The following is a 22716-nucleotide window of genomic DNA, read 5'->3' as shown; positions in this document are numbered from 1 at the left end:
ATTCAGGCCGGCGGCGACTGGTCATTTCTACCCATCCGACTGATCTGCTCCCAGCTCTTGCTGGTCAGCCGATGGTCGTACGCCCAAGCCGTCGCCGCTGCCCGGCTGGACACGCGCAGCTTGGCGAAGATGTTGCTGATATGGCGAGCAACGGTCCGCTCGCTGAGGAAGAGCTGGTCCGCGATGGCCCGATTCGTCGCGCCGGTCGCGAGCACCCACAGCACCTCGACCTCCCGAGGAGTCAGCCCGGTGCCGTCGAACGGCCGGGTCAATTGATCCAGCGCAGTCAGCTGCTGGATCGCGCCCAATCGTTCGAACACGGTCCGCGCGCCATCGAGTTCCATCTGCTCCGCGTCGACATCACCGAGCGCCCGGCACGCCTGGCCGACCAGGAGCCGGGTCCGCGCACCCTCGTACGGCATCTCCAGCCGCTGCCATAACCCCCACGCCCGCCGCAACAACGGGATCGCACCCTGCGGATCACCACACGCGACCCGCACCGCACCTTCGGAGTACGCCGCCAACGCCTGCAGGTACGGCGAATCCGCGCGAGCCAACTCGTTCAGCTCTGAGGCCGCCTTGCGAGCGGTCTCGCGGTCAGCCCGTTCGATCGCGAGCTCGACCCGGGCGGCCAGCAGCAGCGGACGGTTCGACGAGAAGGCATCCTCTGCGAGCGCCCGATCGAGTCCGGCGATCGCGGCATCGGTCTGACCCTGCCAGGCACGGAGTAATGCGAGACCAGGCTGCACGTCCATCCCGTCCGCGGCTGCGGTGAGATAGGCGCGTTCGGCGGCCTCGAGGCGGCCGCGGTGCCGCTCGACCTCGGCGAGCTGGTACCAGGCCGAGCCGACCGTACCCGGCGACAGTCGACGGCACGCGTCCTCGGCGGCATCGACCGCCTCGGTCCAGGCGCCGCGCAACTGCAGGATCTGCGCGCGGTGCACCAGACAGGTGCCGCGGTACGGCACGAGTCCTGGCTGGTCGTCGCACCAGCCGGTCAGCGCCTGCGTCCACTCCTGCGCGCGGCGGAAGTCGTACATGTGCATGCAGAACGCGATCACCGAGCAGTACGCCAACCCGGTGACCTCCGGACCGACGCGGCTGCCGGTCACGTGCACCATGGCCTCGTCCATCGCCTTGAGCGCCTCGACACCACGACCGAGCATGGCAAGGCAGCTGCCGCGACCGAGCGAGGCGAGCACGATCGCGTCCGGCTCGGTCGCCCAGCCGAGGTTCTGCTCGAACAAGGGGAGTGCCGCAGCGGCGTCGCCGGAGTTCATCAGCAAGGCGGCGTTGGCCATCGTGAGCAGTCCGGTGAGCTGCGGCTTGCCGTCCGGGATCAGCCGCTCGATCCGAGCCTGCCAACCGGCCGCCCGGGCGAGCTCACCCCGCTGCTGCAAGTGGAACCCGAGCCAGAAGCCGCTCCGGATCGCCGCCTCGATCTCGCCGCGAGCGAGATGTGCCTCGTGCGCTCGCTCGCGGTAGGCCGAGACCTCGTCGTCGTGACCGAGTACGAAGGCGGCGACGGCCAGCCGGTCCAGCTCGGCGGGCGCGAGCGGGGCGCGCTGATCAGCCGCCGTCAGCTCGGCGTACTCCGCGGGCCAGTCGTGCTGCTCCATCGCATCCTGTCTAATGCTGGGCCAGGTCCAGCACCGTTGCTGTCGGCAACTTCGCCAGCTCGGTGCCGTCGAGCAGCAGCTTGGACCCGCGGATCCCGCTGCCGATCACGACCGGCCCGGCCTGGACGACCGCCTCGTCGACGAGCACCGGCCAGTCGGCGGGCAGTCCGATCGGCGTGATCCCGCCGTACTCCATGCTGGTCCTGGCGACCGCGTCGTCCTGCGCGGTGAACGAGATCTTCCGCACCCCGAGGTGCTTGCGGATCACGCCGTTCACGTCCGCCCGGTCGGTGGCGAGCACCATCACCGCGGCGTACGACTCCTCGCCGGCCCGCTTGCCGAGCACGACCACACAGTTCGCCGAGGCGGCCATCGGTACGTCGTACTCCGCGCAGAAGGCCGCCGTGTCGGCCAGCTCCGCGTCGATCGCCGCGGCGTACGCCGTCATGCCGGCGACCGCATCGCGTACCGGCGCAGCCAGCAACTCCGGCACCTCCAGAGCGGGCTGCCAGTCGAGCTTGCCCATTACCGGCGCCGTCATTCGGGGGCCTTCACGAGGTCGGCGTACTCGGTGTGCTCCTCGAGGTAGTCCTTGTAGAACGGGCAGGCCGGCTTGACCCGGAGCCCGAGGGCGCGGGCGTCGTCGAGGGACTTGGTCGCGATCCGCCCGGCCACCCCGTGGCCGCGGAAGTCGGGCAGCGTCTCGGCGTGCAGGAAGGTGATGACGCCCGGGTGCAGCTTGTAGTCGACGAACCCCATCAGGTTTCCGTCGGCGTCCTGCGCCTCGTACCGGCTGCGCTCCTTGGCGTCCAGCACAGTGATCTCGTTCTCCATGCCGCAACTCTAGGCCGTGACTGAGGGTTTGGGTTTTGTCACCCTTGGGGTACGGGCTCCGAAGGACCACGTGCGGGAGGAGCAGGGATGAGCGAGCACGCGTTGGAGCACGGCAGGGCGATACCGAGTCTCGTGCCGGCCCGGATGGACCGGCTGCCGTGGACGCGGTTCCATTGGATGATCGTCGTCGGTCTCGGCGTCTCCTGGATCCTGGACGGACTCGAGATCCAGCTGGTCTCGCTGGTCGGGAACGTGCTGAAAGAGCCGGAGACCCTGCACCTCAGTACGTCGGACGTCGGCCTGATGGCCTCGGTCTATCTGGGCGGCGAGGTGGTCGGTGCGCTGCTTTTCGGCCGGCTGACCGACAAGCTCGGCCGGCGCAGCCTGTTCATCGTCACGCTGCTGGTCTACCTGATCGCGTCCGGCGCCGCCGGTCTGTCCTGGAACCTCGCGTCGTTGCTGATCTTCCGGTTCGTCGCCGGGATGGGCATCGGCGGTGAGTACGCCGCGATCAACTCCGCGATCGACGAGCTGATCCCGTCCCGGTTCCGCGGCCGGGTCGACATCGGCGTGAACGGCACCTACTGGGCCGGCGCGCTGATCGGTTCCGCGGTCGGTCTGGTGTTCCTGAACAAGGACATCGTCCCGATCGAGTGGGGCTGGCGGCTGTGCTTCCTGATCGGCCCGGTGATGGGACTGATGATCATCTACCTGCGCCGGCACATCCCGGAGAGCCCGCGCTGGCTGATGACGCACGGCCGGGTCGAGGAGGCCGAGCGCACCGTCGACGACATCGAGGCGACCGTCCGGCGGCAGGGCGGCACCCTGCGCGAGGTCAGCGACGACGAGGCGATCGAGCTGGTCGACTACCCGCCGGTGACGTACCGCGAGATCGCCCGGGTGATGCTCCGCGACTACCGCAGCCGCTCGTTCCTCGGGTTCTCGATGATGGTCACCCAGGCGTTCCTCTACAACGCGATCTTCTTCACCTACGCACTGGTCCTGAAGGCGTACTTCGGCCTGAACGACTCCAGCGTCGCGCTGTACTTCTTCCCGTTCGCGATCGGCAACCTGGCCGGTCCGCTGCTGCTCGGTCATCTGTTCGACACCATCGGCCGGCGCAAGATGATCCTCGGCACCTATTCGCTGGCCGCGGTGGTGCTGTTCATCACTGCGTTGCTGTTCAACGCGGGCACGCTGAACGCGGCGTCGCTGACCGGCCTGTGGTGCGTGGTGTTCTTCTTCGCCTCCGCCGGTGCGTCGTCGGCGTACCTGACGGTGAGTGAGATCTTCCCGATCGAGCTGCGGGGTCAGGCGATCTCGTTCTTCTTCGCGATCTCGCAGCTGACCGGCGGTGTGATCGCGCCGTTCCTGTTCGCCTCCCTGATCGGTAGCGGCGACAACCCGGCCCGCGGTCCGTTGACGGTCGGTTACATCATCGGCGCGGCAGTGATGCTGATCGGCGGTCTGATCGCGTGGTTCTTCGGTGTCGACGCCGAAGGCCAGTCGCTGGAGAGCGTCGCCAAGCCACTGTCGGCCACCACCGGAGGCACCCGGTTCCAGGGACCGGCGCCTCGAACGCCGAGCATCGATCGGCCGCCGAAGCGCGAACCCTAAGATTGCGGCGTGGGTTCACTGCTCGTCGCTGGTACGACGTCCGATGCCGGGAAGACGACTGTGGTCACCGGCCTGTGTCGCTGGCTGGCGCGGCAGGGTGTGCGGGTCGCGCCGTACAAGGCGCAGAACATGTCGAACAACTCGATGGTCTGCGCGGACGGCACCGAGATCGGCCGCGCGCAGTGGATCCAGGCCGTCGCGGCCGGCGCCGAACCCGAGGCCGCGATGAACCCGGTCCTGCTGAAGCCCGGCAGCGACCGCCGCAGCCACGTCGTCCTGATGGGCCAGCCGTGGGGCGAGCTGACCTCGCGCGGCTTCCTGACCGAGCGGGCCGAGCTGGCCAAGGCGGCGTTCGCGGCGTACGACGACCTGGCGTCGAGGTACGACGTGGTGATCAGCGAGGGTGCGGGCAGCCCGACCGAGATCAACCTGCGGCAGTCCGACTACGTCAACCTCGGCCTCGCGCAGCACACCAGGGCGCCGGTCGTCGTGGTCGGGGACATCGATCGCGGGGGAGTGTTCGCGTCGATGTTCGGCACGGTCGCGTTGTTGGATGCCGCCGATCAGTCGCTGGTCAGCGGGTTCCTGGTGAACAAGTTCCGCGGCGACGTGTCGCTCCTGCAACCGGGGATCGACATGCTCACCTCGGTGACCGGTCGGCCGACGTACGGCGTCCTGCCGTGGCTGCCCGATCTCTGGCTGGACTCCGAGGACGCGCTCGATATCCCGGTACGGCGGACTTCGCCGACGGATCTGTTGACGGTCGCGGTGGTCCGGTTCCCGCGGATCAGCAACTTCACCGACCTCGACGCGCTGGCGGTCGAGCCGACCAACAGCGTGTTCTTCACGACCAGCCCGGGCGAGGTGCGTGACGCCGATCTGGTCGTACTGCCGGGCTCGCGTGCGACCAGCTCGGACCTGGAGTGGATGCGGTCGCTGGGACTCGCGGACGCGGTGGCTGCGCGGGTCGCGGCGGGGCGGCCGGTGCTCGGGATCTGCGGTGGCTACCAGATGCTCGGGGCAACGATCTCCGACCCGGACGGGGTCGAGTCGGGTGGTGCGTACGACGGTCTCGGGCTGTTGCCGGTGGCAACGGTGTTCGCCCGGGAGAAGACGTTGGCGCGGCCTACGACTACGGCGTACGAGATCCACCACGGGGTGGTCGACGTGACTGCCTCCGCTTTGGAGTTTCCGGGCGGCTGTCGGGTCGGGAGCACGTGGGGGACGATCTGGCACGGGCTGCTCGACGACGACGCGGCGCGGCACGCGTTCCTCACCGAGGTCGCCGGGCTGACGGGCAAGCCTGCGCCCGACGGTTCGGTCTCGTTCGCCGGGCTGCGCGAGGACCGGCTGGACCGGCTGGCCGACATGATCGAGGAGTACGCCGACACCGCAGGCCTCATGCGGTTGATCGAGAACGGCGCACCGCCCGTCCCGTTCGTCCCACCAGGAGCGCCGTGAAGACCGAACTGCAGAAGTATCTCCAGGACACCCGGGCGTTGATGCTCGCCAAGCTCGACGGGCTGAGCGAGTACGACCGGCGACGGCCGCTCGTGCCGTCCGGGACCAATCTGCTTGGGCTGGTGAAGCACCTGGTCGGTATCGAGTACGTGTACCTCGGGACCAGCGTGGGTCGCCCGCCGGCCGACGTACTGCCGTGGGAGGCGGACGGCTCGGTCTGGGAAGGCGCGGACATGTGGGCCAAGCCGACCGAGTCGACGGAGTACCTCACCGGTCTCTACCGGGAGGCCTGCGCCCACAGCGACCGCTCGATCGCGGAGTTCGAGCTCGACCAGCCGGCCGAAGTACCGCATTGGTCCGAGGACAAACGCAGTACGACGTTCGGCGCGTTGCTGATCCGGGTCGTGGACGAAACGGCGCACCACGCCGGCCATGCGGACATCATCCGCGAACTGATCGACGGCCAGGGCGGCAAGGACGCGGACCTCCTCGACGAGACCGGCTGGTCGGAGTACTACACGACAATCCAGCGCGCCGCAGAGACGTTCGAGCGGCGCACATGACGTCCATCCTTGTCACCGGCGGTACTGGCACGCTTGGTCGGCCGACCGTGGCCCGGCTGGCCGATCGCCAGGTCAGGGTGCTCAGCCGGAAGCCTGGACCCGATCGCGTCGTTGCTGACCTCACCACCGGCGAGGGTTTGGCTGCGGTCGCCGGATCGGACGTGATCGTGCACCTCGCCACCAGTCTGGGCAGCAAGGACGTTCAGCAGACCCGCAATCTGCTGGCCGCGTCTGAAGGCGTGAAGCATCTCCTGATGATGTCGATCGCAGGGATCGACCGGATTCCAGTCGCCTACTACCGTCACAAGTTGGAGGCCGAGCGACTGGTCGCCGAGTCCGGCCTGCCGTACACAATCTTGCGAGCGACCCAGTTCCACAATCTCGTCGACCGCGTCCTGACCGTCCAGCGGTTCCTGCCCGCGGTCCTCGCGCCGGCCGTCCCGCTGCAGCCGATCGCGGTCGACGACGTGGCTGAGCGGCTCGCGGAGCTGGTCGACCAGCCGCCGGTCAACGGACGAGCCGCTGACATCGGCGGTCCGGAACGACTGTCGGTGCCCGAGTTGGCGCGCCTCTGGAAACAGGCTCGGGGTGTGCGCCGCCCGGTGGTTCCACTCAAGCTTCCGGGCCGGATCTTCCGGGAGTATGCGAACGGCGCGGCAACGGTCGACGGACCGGCGTACGGTCGCACCACCTTCGCGGAGTACCTCAGCACGTTGACTTGACGACTGTGACAGTTGCACTGTCACAATAGCGTCCATGGGTCCACTCGAGGGCGTGAAGGTGGTCGAGCTGGCCGGGATCGGTCCGGCGCCGTTCGCGTGCATGATGCTGGCCGAGCTCGGCGCCGAAGTACTGCGCATCGATCGCCCCGGCGGCGGCCCGTCCCTCGGTCCACCGGAGCTCGACCTGCTGAACCGCGGTCGCCGGAGTGCGGCCCTGGACCTGAAGCAACCCGCGGCGGTCGACGTCGTACGGCGGCTTGTCGCGCAGGCCGACGTACTCGTCGAAGGGTTCCGGCCGGGCGTTGCCGAACGGCTCGGGCTCGGGCCGGACGACTGCCACGCGATCAATCCGCGGCTGGTGTACGGGCGGATGACCGGCTGGGGCCAGGACGGTCCGCTTGCCCAGACCGCCGGGCACGACATCGACTACCTCGCACTGTCGGGTGCGCTGCATCTGATCGGTCGGGCCGGTGGGCCGCCGCAGGTGCCGGCGAACCTGCTCGGTGACTTCGCCGGTGGCTCGCTCTACCTGGTGATCGGCGTACTCGCGGCGCTGCACGAGGCGCAGCGCAGTGGTCAAGGACAGGTCGTGGACGCGGCGATCGTCGACGGCTCGGCGCATCTGACCACGATGCTGCTCGGCGCGCTGGCGGCCGGATCCTGGCGGCAGGAGCGCGGGACGAACCTGCTCGACACGGGCGCGCCGTTCTACGACGTGTACGAGACGGCCGACGGGAAGCATGTCGCGGTCGGGGCGCTCGAGCCGCAGTTCTACGCCGAGCTGATCGACAAGCTCGGTCTCGACGCACCGGATCGCAACGACCCGGCCCAGTGGCCCGAGCTGCGCAAGGTCCTTACCGAGACATTCCGGCAACGCACACAGGCCGAGTGGGCTGACCTGTTCGACGGCTCGGACGCCTGCGTCACGCCAGTGTTGCCGCTCGCCGCCGATCACCCGCATCTCGTTGCCCGAGGCACCTTTGTGGACCACCACGGAGTCCGGCAGGCCGCGCCCGCACCACGCTTCGACCGTACGCCGACCAGCCTGGACCGACCGCCCGCCCGACCGGGCGAACACACCCGGGAGGCTCTGGCCGACTGGGGAATCACCGAGATCGACAACCTGCTGGATTCCGGCGCCGCCGTACAGAACTGAGAGGAACACCGCCCGTGGAACGTCAGCTCTTCGACGCCGATCACGAAGCCTTCCGGGAGACCGTTCGCGCCTTCTGCGAAAAGGAGATCGTCCCGCACCACGACAGCTGGGAGGACGCCGGGATCGTCCCGCGCGAACTGTGGACCGCCGCCGGTGACGCAGGCCTGCTCGGCTTCATGATGCCGGAGGAATACGGCGGGGGTGGGGTTCGGGACTTCCGGTTCAACACCGTGCTGATCGAGGAACTGACGCGAGTGCGCGCGAGTGGGGTCGGCTTCACGATCCACACCGACATCAACTCGGCGTACCTGCTGGACTATGCGACCGACGAGCAGAAGGCGCGCTGGCTGCCCGCGTTCTGCTCCGGGGAGACGATCACCGCGATCGCGATGACCGAGCCGGGCGCTGGGAGTGATCTGCAGGGCATCCAGACCACCGCGCGCCGCGACGGCGACCACTACGTGCTGAACGGGCAGAAGACGTTCATTTCGAACGGAATCCTCGCCGACCTGGTGATCGTTGTGGCCAAGACCGATCCGGACGCCGGTGCGCAAGGGATTTCATTGCTCGTCGTCGAGCGCGGCATGCCCGGTTTCGAACGCGGGCGGAACCTGGACAAGATCGGCCTCAAGGCACAGGACACCGCGGAACTGTTCTTCGACGACGTCCGGGTGCCGGCGGAGAACCTGCTCGGCGAAGAGGGCAAGGGCTTCGTCTACCTGATGGAGAAGCTGCCTCAGGAAAGACTCACCATCGCCGTGGTCGCGGCCGCCGCCTGCGAGAACATGCTCGCCGACACTCTGCGCTATGCGAAGGATCGCAAGGCCTTCGGCCGCCCGATCGGCTCCTTCCAGAACAGCCGCTTCGTACTCGCGGAGCTCGCCACCGAGACCCAGATCGCCCGGGTTTTCGTCGACCGCTGCATCCAGGAACTGATCGCCGGCACGCTGACCGTGGCCGAGGCCGCGATGGCCAAGTGGTGGACGACCGAACTCCAGAAGAAGGTCGTCGACCGTTGCCTCCAACTCCACGGCGGCTACGGCTTCATGACGGAGTATCCGATCGCGAAGGCGTACCTCGACACCCGCATCCAGACGATCTACGGCGGCACCACCGAAATCATGAAGGAAATCATCGGCCGGACGATGGGCGTGTAGACGCAGAGGAACCCGTCGCCCGGTGCGCACGCGGGTGGCGCCGTTGCGACGGGGTCCTGCGCCTGATCATCAGCCAGGCGGTGCGAGCGTCCTGTGCTGATCAACCGATGTCTCGCACCCAACCCCTCCCAGCGGAGCGACACACCAGGCGCCGAGGTCTTGGGCATGCCCGAACAGGCAGGTTCAGCGTAACTGGTCTAGCTGTACGTGACCACAGTTTGTTGCGATTACCCGGTCGGCCGAGGCAGCCTGAGCCTGGCCTGAACGATGTCATCGGCAACATCGGTCAGCCGGCGGTTGTTGGCCCGGGCGTACGAACGCATCAGGGCGAACGCCTCGTCGACACCGATATCGATGCTGTGGCTCAGGAATCCCTTCGCCTGCTCGATCAGGATCCGGCTGTTCAAAGCGGTCTGGAGCTGTTCGGTGACGATCTCCTGGCGCGCCAGCGCACGCTGGTGCACGATGCCGATGGTGGCCGCGTCGGCGAGCGCCTGCCCCAAGGTGATGGTGTCGGTGTCCAGTTGCCCGGTGGACTGGCTGAACAGATTCACCGCGCCGAGCACCGTGGACCGCAGCCGCATCGGAAGTGCCTGCACCGACAGGTAACCGGCGTCGACAGCGGCCCCGGTGAAGCGAGGCCAGCGGATGCGGGCTTCCCGGAGGTCCGCGACCTGCACCGGATGTCCGGTGCGGAACGCGTCCATACACGGGCCTTCGGAGTTCTGGACCTGGGTCAGCTCGACCATCCGCGCCTCCTCGCTGGAGGCGGCGACCAGGTTCAGCGCGCCGTGATGATCGGCGAGCAGGATGCCGCAGGCCGATACGCCCAGCAACTCACTGCAGTGCGCGGCGAGCCGGTCCAGGAACTCGATGATGTCGAAGTCGTCGACGAGAGTGTCCGACAGCTCGATGAACACCTCGCGCACCCTACGGTCAGATGCAATCATCAGTCCTCCTCCTGTTCCTTCTCGTCCTGTCCATTGTCTGTCGCGTGGGGATGGGATCGTCCGTTCGTCGGCGGCCAATTCGGAGCGGTCCTGGGTGGGGCACCGCCGGCAGCGAGGTCACTGTCCAGCTGAAGGCGGTCGGCCATCACATCGATGGCGACGGTGTGCAACGACATTCCACTGCTGTAGGCGTGAGCACGCAGGCGGGCGAGCGCATCGGTCACACTGATGCGCTGCTGGGACGCGAGCCGGCCGGCGGCCTGGTGGACCTCGGCCCGCCGGGCGGTGAACGCAGTCTCGATCACCTCGCCCAGCTCCGCGCTGACACCTTGGCGATGGTCCAGAGCGAGCACGAAGATGGCGTCGGCGAACACCAAGGCGTCCGCTACCTGGTCACTCTGCAGCGGTCCCGGCTCCCGCCGGTAAATGGTTAGTACGCCGAGCCTGGCCGCGCCGGCTGTCACCGGGAAGGCGAAGACGCCGCGGAAACCCCGGTCGGCACCGGCCGCAGCGAACGCCGGCCACCGCTGCCCGGCCTCGAGGCCGGCCAGATCCGCTTCGAGCACCGGCGAACTGGTCGCGGCCGCGTCGCTGCTCGGCCCTTCGCCCAACTCGAACTGCAGCTCGTCCAGTTCACCGATCACCACGTCGGTGGCCAGCAGCGGCTCGAGCAGACCGCCGTTGCGGCTCATCGCCAGACCCGCACCCGCGGCAGAAAGGGCCTGCGCGCAAGCAACCACAGCGTGCTGCAACGACAGGGCAGCGCGATCGCCGTCAGCGACGGCCCTGATCGCCCCCCAGACCCTTGCACTACGGTCGTGATCCACCCGTCCCGCCCACCCTTGAACCGCCACTGGGCGGATGGTCCACCCTAGCGGCCGGATCATCGAAGCGTTGCTGATCGCGCCGCGCGTCATCGTCAATACTTTCCGCAGCCGCGTCGGGCCTGGTCTCTCGACTCGTGGGTCTGGTCGTCCCCAGGCACCCCCAGTACCCGATACTGCCATCCTTACTCGCCCCAGCGCCTGCGGTACTCCCGCCCGGCGCGTCGGAGTGGTTGACTGCTTCAAGGAGTCGAGGGAGGTCGTCATGAACATCGTGTCGCCTGGATTCACCGGTCGCCGGCGAGGTGGAACGGAGCTTCCGCCGGGGCAGTACCTGACGCACGAGTTTCCGGTCCTGTCGGCAGGACCGACACCGCACGTCCGGACCGAGCACTGGGAATTCACCGTCACCACCGAGTCCGGCGAGATGTACCGGTGGGACTGGCCCGCGCTGATGGCGCTGCCGGCCGAGGAGATCACCAAGGACATCCACTGCGTGACCCGCTGGTCGAAGCTGCAGACGACCTGGAAGGGTGTCTCGCTCGACACGCTGCTCGCGGACGTCGAGACCGGCGCGGACTACGCGATGGCGCACAGCTACGGCGGCTACACGACGAATCTGCCGCTGGAGGACCTGCTCGACGGACAGTCCTGGATCGCCTACGAGTACGACGACGAGCCGCTGGACCCCGAGCACGGCGGACCAGCCCGACTGCTCGTGCCGCACTTGTACTTCTGGAAGAGCGCCAAGTGGGTCCGCGGACTGGTGCTGTCCGACACCGAGGACCTCGGCTTCTGGGAAACGGCCGGCTACCACGAGTACGGAGACCCATGGAAAGAACAGCGATACGCCGGCGACTGACGTGGCAGGTTGGCACGGTCACCGACGTACGGCGTGAGACGGAGACCGCTCGGACGCTGGTGCTCGAAGTACCTGAGTGGCAAGGGCATCTGGCTGGGCAGCATCTCGACGTCCGCTTGACCGCGGAGGACGGATATCGGGCCTCGCGGTCGTACTCGGTCGCTTCTGCCTGGACTGGTGACACGATCGAGCTCACCGTGGAGCAGGTGCCGCGGGGCGAGGTGTCGCCGTACCTGGTCGACGTCTTGAAGGTCGGCGATCCGCTCGAGATCCGTGGGCCGGTCGGTGGCTGGTTCGTGTGGACGCCCGAGCAGGAAGGGCCGGTGCAGCTGATCGGCGGGGGATCGGGAGTCGTTCCACTACGGGCGATGCTGCGTGCCCATGCGGCGGCCGCGAGTACGACGAAGGCCCGGTTGCTGTACTCCGTGCGTCGTCCGGAGTCGGTCATCTACGTCAGCGACTTGAAGGAGCTGGCCGCGTCCGACGATGTCGACGTACGGCTTGTGTACACGCGGGAAGCGCCGGCGGGGGAGCCGCGGATCGGACGGATCGACGCCGACCTGATCTCGCAGTACGCCTTCAAGCCCGAGGACGGCGCGACGACGTACGTCTGCGGGCCGACGCCGTTCGTGGAGACGGTGGCGGACCTGCTGGTCGCGGCCGGGCACGACCCGGCGAAGGTGAGAACAGAACGGTTCGGACCGACAGGAGGCCCGCGATGAGTGACTACTTGGACGGCAATGTGGCGGCCGGCCCGTTGAGCGAGCTGTTCGCGGTTGACCTGACCGCGGCCATCGCCCAATGCAACGGCTGTGGCCACACCACGGTGTTCGCTGAGTCCCGCGTGTACGCCGACGCGCCGGGCCTGGTCGCCCGCTGCGTCGGCTGCGATTCGGTGCTCCTCCGCATCGTTACCACCCCCAACGACACCTACCTCGACCTCCGAGGCCTCACCTACCTGCGAGTGCCCACCACGTGATGGGTCGCTGAGCCCGCACCGCCGAACCCCAGCCAGGTCGCCTGGCTGGGGTTTCTTTCTGTGGCCAGGTCTTGACAGCGTGTGCGCTCCTGCGATTCTGTATCACGGTTCGATGAGAAATTAACAGGATTCTCTGAGAGGAGCCGTCGGATGAGGCGTGTCGGAGTGTTGGCTGTCGCGGGACTGATGGTGCTGGCCTCGGCGGGCTGCGGGTCCGGTGGCGGCACGGGTGGCGGCGGTTCCGACGCGAAGATCGCCTTCCTGATGCCCGACATCGCCTCGACCCGGTACGAGCTGTTCGACGCACCGCTGTTCACCGCGAAGATGAAGGAGCTGTGCTCCGGCTGCACGGTGCTCTACCAGAACGCGGCCGCGGATCCGGCCAAGCAACAGCAGCAGGCGAACTCCGTACTCGCCCAGGGCGTGAAGGCGATCGTGATCGATCCGGTCGACTCCGCCGCGGCCGCCTCGATCGTGCAGACGGCCCAGGGGCAGGGCGTGCCGGTGATCGCCTACGACCGCCCGATCCCGGACAAGAAGGCCGACTACTACATCTCGTTCGACAACGAGAAGATCGGGCAGATGATCGCCCAGTCGCTGGTCGACCACCTGAAGGCGACCAAGGCGACCGGCGGCATCCTGCAGGTCAACGGCTCACCGACCGACGCCGCGGCCGGCCTGATCAAGAAGGGCATCCACAGCGCGGTGGATCCGAGCGGCTACAAGCTCCTGGCTGAGTTCGACACACCGGGCTGGCAGCCACCGAAGGCGCAGGAATGGGTCGGCGGCCAGATCACCCGCTTCCCGAACCAGGTCGCCGGCGTGGTCGCCGCGAACGACGGCACCGGCGGCGCGACGATCGCCGCCTTCAAAGCCGCCGGCGACAAGGTCCCGCCGGTGACCGGGAACGACGCCGAGCTGGCCGCGTTGCAGCGGGTGATCTCGGGCGACCAGTACAACACCATCTCCAAGCCGATCAAGATCGTCGCCGACGCGGCCGCCACCGTCGCCCACGAATTTGCTCAAGGCAACAAACCGGCCGGCAAGACGACCTTGTTCGACACGCCGTCGCAGCTGTTCACGCCGACCGTCGTGACGCGGGAGAACATCGCCGAGGTCCTGAAGGAGCCGGGGTTCGCGGTGAAGATCGCCGATGTCTGTACGGCGGAGTACAAGGCGGCCTGCACGGAGCTGGGGCTGAGCTGATGGCGACGCTGCAGCTCAGTGGTATCAGCAAGAGCTTCGGTGCCGTCGCGGCCCTGACCGAGGTCGACCTGTCCGTCGACGCAGGCCAGGTGGTCGCGATCGTCGGCGACAACGGCGCCGGGAAGTCGACGCTGGTGAAGGTGCTGTCCGGGGTGTACGCCCCGGACGCGGGCACGATCGGGTTCGAGGGTCGGGAGGTGACGATCCCCGGACCGGCCGCGGCGCACCGGCTCGGGATCGCGACCGTGTTCCAGGACCTCGCCCTCTGCGAGAACCTGAACGTGATCGAGAACCTCTTCCTCGGTCAGGAGCTTGGCCCGTTCCGGCTCGACGACGTGGCCATGGAGGTCCGGTCCTGGGAGCTGCTCCGGCAGTTGTCGGCGAAGCTCCCGACCGTACGGCTGCCCGTCGCCGCGCTGTCCGGTGGTCAGCGTCAGACCGTCGCGATCGCGCGAAGCCTGCTCGGCGATCCGAAGATCATCATCCTCGACGAGCCGACCGCAGCGCTCGGCGTGGCCCAGACCGCTGAGGTGCTGAACCTGATCGACCGGCTCCGCGAGAACGGCCACGGCGTGATCATGATCAGCCACAACATGGCCGACGTACGGGCGGTGGCCGATCAGGTCGTCGTACTGCGTCTCGGCCGGAACAACGGGGTGTTCGACGCCCGGAGTACGTCGTCGGAGCAGATCGTCGCGGCGATCACTGGGCTCGAGGACAACGTCGTCTCCCAGCGCGCCGCCCGAGTCGAAGGAGCTGACCAGTGACCGCTGCCGATCTGTCCGACGAGCGGCTCCGGCAGGCGACCGGCCTGCGCGGGTCCGCGTCCGCCCTGGTGGACCGGGTCCGGGCCGGTGAGCTCGGCATGGTCCCGGTGGTTGCCGGGCTGCTGGTGATCTGCGTCGTCCTGCAGATCCTGAACCCGATCTTCCTGTCCAGTACCAACCTGGTGAACCTGCTGATGGAGTGCGTCCCGGTCGGGGTCATTGCCCTCGGCATCGTCTGCGTGCTGCTCGTCGGCCAGATTGACCTGTCGGTCGGCTCGATCAGCGGACTGTCCGCAGCGATCATGGCGATCCTGTTCGTCAAAGACGGCTGGCCGGCCTGGCTCGCGGTGCTGGTCGCGCTGGTCGCCGGGTGCGCGATCGGAGTGCTGTACGCCGAGATCTTCAACCGGGTCGGGATCCCGACGTTCGTGATCACGCTGGCGGGACTGCTGTCGTTCCTCGGCCTGCAGCTGAAGGCGCTCGGCGCGATCGGGTCGGTGAACCTGCCGTTCGACTCCGGTCTGGTCGAGTTCGCCCAGCTGAAGTTCGTGCCGCCCTGGTTGTCCTACGTGTTGGTGCTGCTCGCAGCGGCCTGGCTCTTCGTCGTCGGCTTTCTCCACGCGGCGAAGCGTCGTACGGCGGACCTGTCCGCCAGGTCGACGCGGTTCCTGCTGATCCGTAGCGGAGTACTCGCGGTCGGGCTCGGCCTCGCGGCCTGGTACCTGAACCGGACGCGGGGGATCGGCTGGATGTTCGTCCTATTCGTCGCGCTGGCGTTGATCCTGCACTATGCGCTGACGTCGACGAAATGGGGCAAGGCGGTCTACGCGGTCGGCGGCAACGTCGAGGCCGCCCGTCGCGCCGGTATCAACGTGCGCCTCGTCTACACGTCGGTCTTCGCGATCTGTACGACGCTTGCCGCCTTCGGTGGTGTGCTCGGCGCGGCCCGGCTCGCGGCGGCCAACCAGGCGAGCGGCGGAGGTGACGTCAACCTCAACGCGATCGCCGCAGCGGTCATCGGCGGCACGAGCCTGTTCGGCGGCAGGGGTACGGCGTTCGCCGCGGTCCTCGGTGTGCTCGTCATCCAGGCCATCTCCAGCGGACTGACGTTGCTCAGCCTTGACTCGTCGTACCGGTTCTTCGTGACCGGTGTGGTGCTGTTGCTTGCGGTCGGCGTGGACTCACTGGCTCGTCGGACGCGCACCAGCCACGGTCGTGCTTAGCGGGGTTTGTTCTGGGTGCGGCGGATGGTGTCGCGCTGGGTCTCGCCGACGGCTCGTTCGTAGGCGAGGACCAGGCCCTGGATGGTGACCGGTTTGAAGCGTTCGACGAGTTGCTGGATGTGCTCGGGCGGGCCGCCCGAGTCGCGGTAGTGCGGCCAGACCTTGGTGCGGAACACGTCGGTGAGTTCCTCGGCGATCGCGCGGCCGTGCTCGGTGAAGATGCGGCCCGCGTCGAGGACCGCCTCGACCGGGAGGTCCAGGTCGAGCAGCTCGACGCCGAGGCTGAGGTGTGCGGTCGCGACCTGGAACACGTCCTCGTCCGGCGTCGGCTCGACCACCCCGAGCGCGACCAGCATCTCGATGTCGTCGTCGTTGAGCTCCCGGCCGGTACGCCGTACCAGCGTCGCTCGGTCAAGCGTTTCAGGAAGATCCCGCATCCACGGGGTCAGCAGGGTGCGATGCAGCGCGATGTCCTGCGGCGTCGCGTTGACCGGGATCCGATCGAGGTAGCCCTCGATGGCCTGCAGCGTGAACCCGTGCGCTTGCAACTCCCGCACCAGATCAAGCCGCGCGATGTGCTCGGGACCGTAGTACCCGACCCTTCCGCGTCTGATTGGTGGCGGGATCAGACCTCGACCCGCATAGAACCGCAACGTGCGCACAGTCATTCCGACGCGGGCCGACAGTTCATCAACTGTCAGCGTGGCGCCAAGCCCTTCTGACACAGCCCCCGAGACTTCCGACATGGCGGAGATCATAACGACCCGCACTTGACCATCATTACAGTGCTGCTGTCACAATCGGCTTCATGAGCAGCGAAGCGTTTCTGTACGACGCGATTCGGACACCGCGCGGCAAGGGCAAACCGACCGGCGGGCTGCACGAGGTCAAGCCGATCCAGCTGATCACCGGCCTGCTGCACGAACTGCGGACCCGGCATCCCGACCTGGATCCAGCCGCGATCGACGACGTCGTACTCGGTGTCGTGACTCCGATCGGCGACCAGGGCATGGACATCGCGCGCACCGCCGTACTGATGGCCGGCTACCCCGAGACGACCGGAGGCGTGCAGCTGAACCGCTTCTGCGCGTCGGGGCTCGAGGCCGTGAACCAGGCCGCGCAGCGAGTGCGGTCCGGCTGGGAGGACTTCATCCTCGCCGGCGGTGTCGAGTCGATGTCGCGGGTGAAGATGGGGTCCGACGGCGGCGCGTGGGCGATGGACCCGGAGACGGCGCTGCAGACCGGCTTCATCCCGCAGGGCATCAGCGCGGACCTGATCGCGACCCTGGACGGCTTCTCCCGCACCGACGTCGACACGTACGCTGCCGAGTCGCACGCCCGGGCCGCGAAAGCCTGGGCCAACGGGTACTTCGGTCGTTCCGTCGTACCGGTGGTGGATCGGAACGGGCTGCAGATCCTCGACCACGACCAACTGGTCCGGCCGGGAACGTCCGTCGAGACGCTGGCCGGGCTGCCGCTGTCGTTCGAGGCGATCGGGGAGCACGGCGGGTTCGACTCGGTCGCGCTGGAGAAGTATCTGACCGTCGAGCGGATCAACCACGTGCACCACGCGGGCAACTCGTCCGGGATCGTCGACGGCGCCGCGCTGGTTGCTGTCGGCAACGAGAAGGCCGGCGAGGCCCTCGGTCGGGCGCCGCGCGGCCGGGTGGTCGCTGTCGGCGTCAGCGGTGCGGATCCGACCATCATGCTGACCGGTCCGGCGCCGGCCGCCCGGAAGGCGCTGGCGCGGGCCGGGCTCGAGGTCGACGACATCGACCTGTTCGAGATGAACGAGGCGTTCGCGGCCGCGGTCATGCACTTCATGAAGGATCTCGGCGTACCGCACGAGAAGGTGAACGTGAACGGTGGCGCGATCGCACTCGGCCACCCGCTGGGTGCGACCGGGGCGATGCTGATCGGAACCCTGCTGGACGAGCTGGAGCGGCGCGAGCTCCGCTACGGACTGGCCACCCTGTGCGTCGGCGGCGGGATGGGCGTCGCGACGATCATCGAGAGGCTTGCGGCATGATCGAGTGGAAGAACGACGCGGGTGTCGTGACGCTGACGCTGAACGACCCGTCCGCGTCCGCCAACACGATGAACGACGCGTACGTCGAGGCGATGGGCCGGACCGTCGAGCGGCTGGTGGCCGAGAAGGCGCTGCTCAAGGGCGTGATCGTGACGTCGGCGAAGTCGACGTTCTTTGCCGGCGGCAACTTGCAGCTGCTGTCGCAGATCCAGCCGTCGGACGCCGCCGAGGTCTTCACAACCATCGAAGAGGTCAAGCGGCAGCTCAGAGCCCTTGAAACGTTGGGTGTTCCGGTGGTTGCCGCGATCAACGGGTCGGCGCTCGGCGGCGGGCTGGAGATCGCACTCGCCTGTCACCACCGGATCGTTGCCGATGACAACCGGATCGAGCTCGGCGTGCCGGAGGTGACCCTCGGCCTGCTGCCCGGTGGCGGGGGAGTGACCCGGACGGTCCGGATGCTCGGTCTGCAGGACGCGTTGATGAAGGTGCTGCTGCAGGGTCAGCGGATGAAGCCGGCGCACGCGCTGAGCGTCGGCATCGTCGACGAGGTGGTCCCGGCCGACGACCTGGTCGACGCGGCCCGTCGGTGGATCACGACGTACGACGGCGACTCCAAGCAGCCGTGGGACCGCGACGGTTACAAGATCCCCGGCGGTACGCCGTCGTCGCCGAAGCTGGCCGCGTTCCTGCCAGCCTTCCCGGCGAACCTGCGCAAGCAGCTGAAGGGCGCGCCGTACCCGGCGCCGCGGGCGATCATGAGCGCGGCTGTCGAGGGCACCCAGGTCGACTTCGAGACCGCGTCCAGGATCGAGTCGCGGTACTTCGTCTCGCTCGCCACCGGCCAGATCGCGAAGAACATGATCCAGGCGTTCTTCTTCGACCTCCAGTCGATCAACGCCGGCAGTTCGCGGCCGTCCGACGTACCGAAGTACTCGGCGCGGAAGGTCGGGGTGCTCGGCGCGGGAATGATGGGCGCCGGAATTGCGTATGCGTGCGCGAAGGCCGGAATCGACGTTGTGCTCAAAGATGTTTCGTTGGAGGCTGCTGCGCGCGGAAAGGAATATTCCGAGAAGCTGCTGGCGAAACAGGTCGCGAAAGGCCGGACCTCCGCCGCCGACGTCGAGGCATTCCTGAGCCGGATCACGCCGACCGGGGATCCGAACGACTTGGCCGGCTGCGACTTGGTGATCGAGGCCGTCTTCGAGGACACCGGGTTGAAGCAGAAGGTGTTCGCGGAGATCGCCGGGGTGGTCGAGCCGGATGCACTGCTCTGCTCGAACACGTCGACGCTGCCGATCACCTCGCTCACCGACGGGATCGACCGGCCGGACGACTTCATCGGCATGCACTTCTTCTCGCCGGTCGACCGGATGCCGCTGGTCGAGCTGATCGTCGGCGAGAAGACCTCGGACCGGGCGATCGCCCAGGCGTACGACGTCGTACGGCAGATCAAGAAGACGCCGATCGTGGTCAACGACAGCCGGGGATTCTTCACCTCGCGGGTGTTCGGCACGCTCGTGATGGAGGGCGCGGCGATGGTGGCCGAGGGCGTCGATCCGGTGATGATCGAGCGGGCGGCGACTCAGGCCGGGTTCCCGGCGCCGCCGTTGGCGATGCTGGACGAGGTCACGCTGACGCTGCCGCAGAAGATCCGGGACGCCGCTCGCGCGGCCGGTGACAGCGCGGGTGCGTTCGACGACCATCCTGGGATGGCGGTGACGGATCGTCTCGTCAACGAGTTCGACCGCCGGGGCAAGGCGGCCGGGGCTGGGTTCTACGACTACCCGGCGGACGGGCCGAAGCGGTTGTGGCCTGGGCTGTGGGAGCACTTCCGGCAGCACAACGACGTACCGCTGATCGATCTGCAGGAGCGGATGCTGTTCGCGATGTCCTTGGAAACCGTGAAGTGTCTCGAGGAGGGCGTGCTGCGATCGGTGCCGGACGCCAACATCGGCTCGATCTTCGGCATCGGCTTCCCGCCGCTGCACGGCGGCGCGCTGCAGTACATCAACGGCTACGGGCTGAGTGCCTTCGTCGAGCGGTCCCGCTCGCTTGCGGCGGCGTACGGCGCACGCTTCGAACCGCCCGCACTGCTCGTGAGCAAGGCCGAAGCGGGTGAGGTCTGGGCGTAGTCAGGTACGAGTCAGGCCACCGGGCCGCTGCGCGCGCGTCACTGGTCCGTCCTGCGCACCCCCGCTGCCACCGCGGGTCTCCACCGGTTGCGTCGCCCCAGGGTTCGGCAGGTCGCCCAGCGCGACCCGGACCGGATCGGCGGTCACTGGATCAGCGGTCACTGGATCAGCGGTCTGTTCCGCTTCCTTGCGGGCGAGTTCGAGTTGATGGTCGATCGCATTCGACCAGAGTTCGAATGTGGCGTGATCGACGATCCTGTCGACCCTTTCTGGACCGTTAGGAGCCTGCGGAGCGACCGTTTCCAGCTCGCCGAGGCGCGCGCCGAGGTGTCGGCTGACATCGCCCGGCGTCATCCCGGTGATGTTGCTGTAGGCATCGACGACGATCCCCGCGGACATCACGTGATACGGACTCACCCGGAGGGGAAGCAGGTCATCCCTTCCAACTTGCCGGGCGGCCGCAGCGAAGTTCTCCCGTAGCTTGCGGGCGGCCGCCGGGTAGTGGCCGGTCTCCGGCTCGGTGGAGTATCGCAAGAGCGGCTCGAGCCGCTGGTCGCCAAGCGCCTCGATCCTGCTGCTGACGGCATCGTCGGCGGCTTCCAAACGGAAGGCCTTGGACAGAGCGTCCTCGCTCGGACCGGCGCGCCTTTCCGGTTCGAGCCGACCGTGTTCCAGCAACAGGTTGCGCAGCGCCTGCCGGACCCGGATCTCGTCGCCGGCAAAGGGATAGTCGGAGGGCTTGTTCTGTGCGTCCCGCAGACACATCTGCCACACCGGCTGGTGCGTGGTCGCGTACAGCTTGCGGTCGGTCTCCCAGGGCCGCTTCGTCACCTGGCCGGTGCTGTCCGGGTCCTCGATCCGCGCGACCAGTCGCTGATATCTCGTCATGGCGCCGGCAGCCACCTCCGGAGAGTTCCGGCTGAGAGCTTCCCAGTCTTTCCTGTCCTGCCGTGGAGTCATCTCCGCCGCCCTTCGCAACCAGCCGTGTCGCGCTCCATCCAACCCCCGGCGGAGGTCATCCGAGCTGCGGAGCGAGCAGGCACCCAATTCCACAGAATCGAACAAATAACAGCGCGCCCGGTCTTGCGCCGGGCGCGGTTTTGAGCCATTGTTCTGGCACTTCTACAACGATTGACCTAGGCGTCAGCGGCGTGGCTGCTTCCGATCGGGTGGCGATCATGCCAGAAACGACCTGTGTCGAACGCTGTCGTTGTGTTGGACCCTGTTGTACCGTGTGCGAAATCGGAGATGCTTAACGCTGTTAAGTAACTCGGAACCGTGCGTCGTACCCCTGCGACGTTCCCTCTCGGGAAGGTGGAATACATGCCTGCTCATGTTCCGAACGCCGGTCTGACCCGGCGGGATCTGCTCAAGCGGACCGGTGGTCTGGCGGCACTCGCCGCGTTCACCGCGGCCTGTGGCGGCAATACCGGCCGACCGTCCTCGGGCGGCGGAAGCGGCGGGTCGAAGGTCAACCTGTCGCAGTGGTACCACCAGTACGGCGAGACCGGGACCCAGCAGGCGGCGACGAAGTACGCCAAGGCCTACACCGACGCGAACGTCAGCGTGCAGTGGACCCCTGGTGACTACGGCACCAAGCTCTCCTCCGGTCTGCTGTCCAACAAGGGCCCGGACGTGTTCGAGAGCCAGCTCAACATCGGCATGGTGAAGAGCAACCAGGTGGTCGCGCTGGACGACATCATGGCCGACGTGAAGGACGACTTCCAGCCGGGCGACCTGGCCACGAACACCGTCGACGGCAAGATCTACGGCATCCGGATGATCGTCGACCCGCAGGTCATCTACTACAAGAAGAGCCTGCTGGACAAGGCCGGGATCAAGCCGCCGGAGACGATCGACGACCTGATCTCCGCGGCCAAGGAACTCACCACGAACAAGGTGAAGGGCCTCTTCGTCGGCAACGACGGCGGTCTCGCCCTGGGCGGCCCGGCGCTGTGGTCGTCCGGCGGCACCTACCTGACCGACGACCACAAGCCCGGCTTCACCGGCGCTCGCGCGGCCCAGGCGTTCGGGAAGCTGCACGAGCTCTACGCCAGCAAGAGCATCCTGCTCGGCTCGCCGACGGACTGGACCGACCCGAGCGCGATCAACCAGGGTCTCGCGGCGATGCAGTGGATCGGTATGTGGGCCGTGCCGGGGATGCAGAAGGCGCTCGGCGACGATCTCGGCGTGTTCGCTTTCCCCGCGCTGGACGCGCAGGGCAAGCCGGCCGTGTACTCCGGTGGCTGGACCCAGTTCGTTTCAGCCAAGAGCGCGAACGTCGACGCGGCGAAGAAGTTCGTCAAGTGGCTGTGGATCGACCAGTCGGCCGACCAGGAAGACTGGTGCCTCAACTACGGCTTCCACATCCCGCCCCGCAAGAGCCTGGCTGCCAAGGCGTCGAAGCTGCAGAGTGGTGTCGCGGCCGAGACGGTCAAGCTGACCGCCGACTACGGCCACACCGACAACCCGGCCTGGACTCCGAAGATGGGTACGGCGTTCACCGATCTGCTCACGAACGTCATCAAGAAGGGAGCCGACCCCGCCGCGGAGATCAGTAAAGCCGAGAAGACCGTCAATACCGAACTGTCGCGGCTGTTCGGATGAGCGCTCCG

The 22716-nt window shown here is 67.6% G+C and carries 22 protein-coding genes; 15 read left to right on the top strand and 7 right to left on the bottom strand.

What is annotated here, in order from left to right; all coding sequences use genetic code 11:
- Positions 1 to 2: 2 nt before the first annotated feature.
- The 3 genes from EV650_RS40665 to EV650_RS08510 are packed head-to-tail and all read right to left on the bottom strand — an operon-like array spanning position 3 to position 2453.
- Positions 3 to 1619: a helix-turn-helix transcriptional regulator gene (locus EV650_RS40665; RefSeq protein ID WP_134117042.1), complete on the bottom strand. Its 1617-nt coding sequence runs from the start codon at positions 1617 to 1619 to the stop codon at positions 3 to 5.
- A gap of 10 nt (positions 1620 to 1629) precedes the next feature.
- Complete coding sequence (locus tag EV650_RS08515) at positions 1630 to 2160, bottom strand: YbaK/EbsC family protein (RefSeq protein WP_134117040.1); 531 nt, start codon at positions 2158 to 2160, stop codon at positions 1630 to 1632.
- Positions 2157 to 2453 (bottom strand): GNAT family N-acetyltransferase, encoded by a 297-nt coding sequence (locus EV650_RS08510; protein WP_134117038.1) that lies wholly within the window; start codon positions 2451 to 2453, stop codon positions 2157 to 2159. Before EV650_RS08510 ends, EV650_RS08515 begins: the two co-directional genes overlap by 4 nt.
- Positions 2454 to 2540: 87 nt before the next feature.
- Here EV650_RS08510 and EV650_RS08505 point away from each other — a divergent pair, with 87 nt between their 5' ends.
- The 6 genes from EV650_RS08505 to EV650_RS08480 are packed head-to-tail and all read left to right on the top strand — an operon-like array spanning position 2541 to position 9129.
- Positions 2541 to 4070, top strand: coding sequence for an MFS transporter (locus tag EV650_RS08505; RefSeq protein WP_134117036.1), 1530 nt, complete (start codon positions 2541 to 2543; stop codon positions 4068 to 4070).
- Positions 4071 to 4079: 9 nt separating this feature from the next.
- Positions 4080 to 5531: a cobyric acid synthase gene (locus EV650_RS08500; protein WP_134117034.1), complete on the top strand. Its 1452-nt coding sequence runs from the start codon at positions 4080 to 4082 to the stop codon at positions 5529 to 5531.
- Positions 5528 to 6094 carry a DinB family protein gene (locus tag EV650_RS08495; RefSeq protein WP_238174078.1) on the top strand — a complete coding sequence of 189 codons (567 nt, stop codon included), beginning with the start codon at positions 5528 to 5530 and terminating at the stop codon, positions 6092 to 6094. The genes EV650_RS08500 and EV650_RS08495 overlap by 4 nt, the downstream gene beginning before the upstream one ends.
- A complete protein-coding gene (locus EV650_RS08490) occupies positions 6091 to 6816 on the top strand; it encodes an SDR family oxidoreductase (protein WP_134117031.1) in 726 nt (241 codons plus the stop codon). The genes EV650_RS08495 and EV650_RS08490 overlap by 4 nt, the downstream gene beginning before the upstream one ends.
- Positions 6817 to 6850: 34 nt before the next feature.
- The gene (locus EV650_RS08485) at positions 6851 to 7972 is read left to right on the top strand and encodes a CaiB/BaiF CoA transferase family protein (protein WP_134117029.1); all 1122 of its coding nucleotides are present in this window, start codon (positions 6851 to 6853) and stop codon (positions 7970 to 7972) included.
- Between the two features lie 14 nt (positions 7973 to 7986).
- Positions 7987 to 9129, top strand: coding sequence for an acyl-CoA dehydrogenase family protein (locus EV650_RS08480; RefSeq protein ID WP_134117027.1), 1143 nt, complete (start codon positions 7987 to 7989; stop codon positions 9127 to 9129).
- 227 nt (positions 9130 to 9356) lie between these two features.
- On the opposite strand, the gene EV650_RS08475 is transcribed toward EV650_RS08480, so the two are convergent.
- A complete protein-coding gene (locus tag EV650_RS08475) occupies positions 9357 to 10079 on the bottom strand; it encodes a GAF and ANTAR domain-containing protein (protein WP_134117025.1) in 723 nt (240 codons plus the stop codon).
- Positions 10079 to 10771: a GAF and ANTAR domain-containing protein gene (locus EV650_RS40305; protein ID WP_166678064.1), complete on the bottom strand. Its 693-nt coding sequence runs from the start codon at positions 10769 to 10771 to the stop codon at positions 10079 to 10081. Before EV650_RS40305 ends, EV650_RS08475 begins: the two co-directional genes overlap by 1 nt.
- Before the next feature lie 397 nt (positions 10772 to 11168).
- Between EV650_RS40305 and EV650_RS08465 the strand changes: the two genes are divergently transcribed.
- From EV650_RS08465 to EV650_RS08440, 6 genes are all read left to right on the top strand, one after another.
- Positions 11169 to 11765 carry a sulfite oxidase-like oxidoreductase gene (locus EV650_RS08465; RefSeq protein WP_134117021.1) on the top strand — a complete coding sequence of 199 codons (597 nt, stop codon included), beginning with the start codon at positions 11169 to 11171 and terminating at the stop codon, positions 11763 to 11765.
- On the top strand, positions 11735 to 12487 hold the full coding sequence (locus tag EV650_RS08460) for a ferredoxin reductase (RefSeq protein WP_134117019.1): 753 nt from the start codon (positions 11735 to 11737) through the stop codon (positions 12485 to 12487). The genes EV650_RS08465 and EV650_RS08460 overlap by 31 nt, the downstream gene beginning before the upstream one ends.
- Positions 12484 to 12744 (top strand): DUF6510 family protein, encoded by a 261-nt coding sequence (locus EV650_RS08455; protein ID WP_134117016.1) that lies wholly within the window; start codon positions 12484 to 12486, stop codon positions 12742 to 12744. The genes EV650_RS08460 and EV650_RS08455 overlap by 4 nt, the downstream gene beginning before the upstream one ends.
- Before the next feature lie 150 nt (positions 12745 to 12894).
- A complete protein-coding gene (locus tag EV650_RS08450; protein WP_134117014.1) occupies positions 12895 to 13950 on the top strand; it encodes an ABC transporter substrate-binding protein in 1056 nt (351 codons plus the stop codon).
- Positions 13950 to 14717: an ATP-binding cassette domain-containing protein gene (locus EV650_RS08445; protein WP_134117012.1), complete on the top strand. Its 768-nt coding sequence runs from the start codon at positions 13950 to 13952 to the stop codon at positions 14715 to 14717. Before EV650_RS08450 ends, EV650_RS08445 begins: the two co-directional genes overlap by 1 nt.
- Positions 14714 to 15940, top strand: coding sequence for a sugar ABC transporter permease (locus EV650_RS08440; protein WP_134117010.1), 1227 nt, complete (start codon positions 14714 to 14716; stop codon positions 15938 to 15940). Before EV650_RS08445 ends, EV650_RS08440 begins: the two co-directional genes overlap by 4 nt.
- Here the strand turns inward: EV650_RS08440 and EV650_RS08435 are convergent.
- Positions 15937 to 16686: a MerR family transcriptional regulator gene (locus EV650_RS08435; RefSeq protein ID WP_166678063.1), complete on the bottom strand. Its 750-nt coding sequence runs from the start codon at positions 16684 to 16686 to the stop codon at positions 15937 to 15939. The genes EV650_RS08440 and EV650_RS08435 overlap by 4 nt on opposite strands.
- Positions 16687 to 16748: 62 nt before the next feature.
- Here EV650_RS08435 and EV650_RS08430 point away from each other — a divergent pair, with 62 nt between their 5' ends.
- Both EV650_RS08430 and EV650_RS08425 read left to right on the top strand, forming a co-directional pair.
- Complete coding sequence (locus tag EV650_RS08430) at positions 16749 to 17969, top strand: acetyl-CoA C-acetyltransferase (RefSeq protein WP_134117008.1); 1221 nt, start codon at positions 16749 to 16751, stop codon at positions 17967 to 17969.
- Positions 17966 to 20101: a 3-hydroxyacyl-CoA dehydrogenase NAD-binding domain-containing protein gene (locus EV650_RS08425; protein WP_134117006.1), complete on the top strand. Its 2136-nt coding sequence runs from the start codon at positions 17966 to 17968 to the stop codon at positions 20099 to 20101. The genes EV650_RS08430 and EV650_RS08425 overlap by 4 nt, the downstream gene beginning before the upstream one ends.
- On the opposite strand, the gene EV650_RS08420 is transcribed toward EV650_RS08425, so the two are convergent.
- Positions 20102 to 20989 (bottom strand): hypothetical protein, encoded by an 888-nt coding sequence (locus tag EV650_RS08420; RefSeq protein ID WP_134117004.1) that lies wholly within the window; start codon positions 20987 to 20989, stop codon positions 20102 to 20104. It lies immediately after the preceding gene.
- A gap of 435 nt (positions 20990 to 21424) precedes the next feature.
- Between EV650_RS08420 and EV650_RS08415 the strand changes: the two genes are divergently transcribed.
- Entirely contained in the window at positions 21425 to 22708 is a 1284-nt protein-coding gene (locus tag EV650_RS08415; RefSeq protein WP_134117002.1) for an ABC transporter substrate-binding protein, read from the top strand.
- Positions 22709 to 22716: the final 8 nt, after the last annotated feature.

Source organism: Kribbella kalugense (genome assembly GCF_004365875.1).
GTDB lineage: Bacteria > Actinomycetota > Actinomycetes > Propionibacteriales > Kribbellaceae > Kribbella > Kribbella kalugense.
The sequence above is the reverse complement of the archived record's forward strand: the minus strand, read 5'-3'. Positions and strand labels throughout refer to the sequence as shown.

Coding starts and splice junctions, on each gene's coding strand:
- EV650_RS08460 (WP_134117019.1), top strand. CDS start 11,735: ATGGAAAGAACAGCGATACGCCGGCGACTGACGTGGCAGGTTGGCACG.
- EV650_RS08455 (WP_134117016.1), top strand. CDS start 12,484: ATGAGTGACTACTTGGACGGCAATGTGGCGGCCGGCCCGTTGAGCGAG.
- EV650_RS08415 (WP_134117002.1), top strand. CDS start 21,425: ATGCCTGCTCATGTTCCGAACGCCGGTCTGACCCGGCGGGATCTGCTC.
- EV650_RS08505 (WP_134117036.1), top strand. CDS start 2,541: ATGAGCGAGCACGCGTTGGAGCACGGCAGGGCGATACCGAGTCTCGTG.
- EV650_RS08435 (WP_166678063.1), bottom strand. CDS start 16,686: ATGTCGGAAGTCTCGGGGGCTGTGTCAGAAGGGCTTGGCGCCACGCTG.
- EV650_RS08420 (WP_134117004.1), bottom strand. CDS start 20,989: ATGACGAGATATCAGCGACTGGTCGCGCGGATCGAGGACCCGGACAGC.
- EV650_RS08425 (WP_134117006.1), top strand. CDS start 17,966: ATGATCGAGTGGAAGAACGACGCGGGTGTCGTGACGCTGACGCTGAAC.
- EV650_RS40305 (WP_166678064.1), bottom strand. CDS start 10,771: ATGAGCCGCAACGGCGGTCTGCTCGAGCCGCTGCTGGCCACCGACGTG.
- EV650_RS08485 (WP_134117029.1), top strand. CDS start 6,851: ATGGGTCCACTCGAGGGCGTGAAGGTGGTCGAGCTGGCCGGGATCGGT.
- EV650_RS08465 (WP_134117021.1), top strand. CDS start 11,169: ATGAACATCGTGTCGCCTGGATTCACCGGTCGCCGGCGAGGTGGAACG.
- EV650_RS08510 (WP_134117038.1), bottom strand. CDS start 2,453: ATGGAGAACGAGATCACTGTGCTGGACGCCAAGGAGCGCAGCCGGTAC.
- EV650_RS08490 (WP_134117031.1), top strand. CDS start 6,091: ATGACGTCCATCCTTGTCACCGGCGGTACTGGCACGCTTGGTCGGCCG.
- EV650_RS08515 (WP_134117040.1), bottom strand. CDS start 2,160: ATGACGGCGCCGGTAATGGGCAAGCTCGACTGGCAGCCCGCTCTGGAG.
- EV650_RS08475 (WP_134117025.1), bottom strand. CDS start 10,079: ATGATTGCATCTGACCGTAGGGTGCGCGAGGTGTTCATCGAGCTGTCG.
- EV650_RS08445 (WP_134117012.1), top strand. CDS start 13,950: ATGGCGACGCTGCAGCTCAGTGGTATCAGCAAGAGCTTCGGTGCCGTC.
- EV650_RS08430 (WP_134117008.1), top strand. CDS start 16,749: ATGAGCAGCGAAGCGTTTCTGTACGACGCGATTCGGACACCGCGCGGC.
- EV650_RS08450 (WP_134117014.1), top strand. CDS start 12,895: ATGAGGCGTGTCGGAGTGTTGGCTGTCGCGGGACTGATGGTGCTGGCC.
- EV650_RS40665 (WP_134117042.1), bottom strand. CDS start 1,619: ATGGAGCAGCACGACTGGCCCGCGGAGTACGCCGAGCTGACGGCGGCT.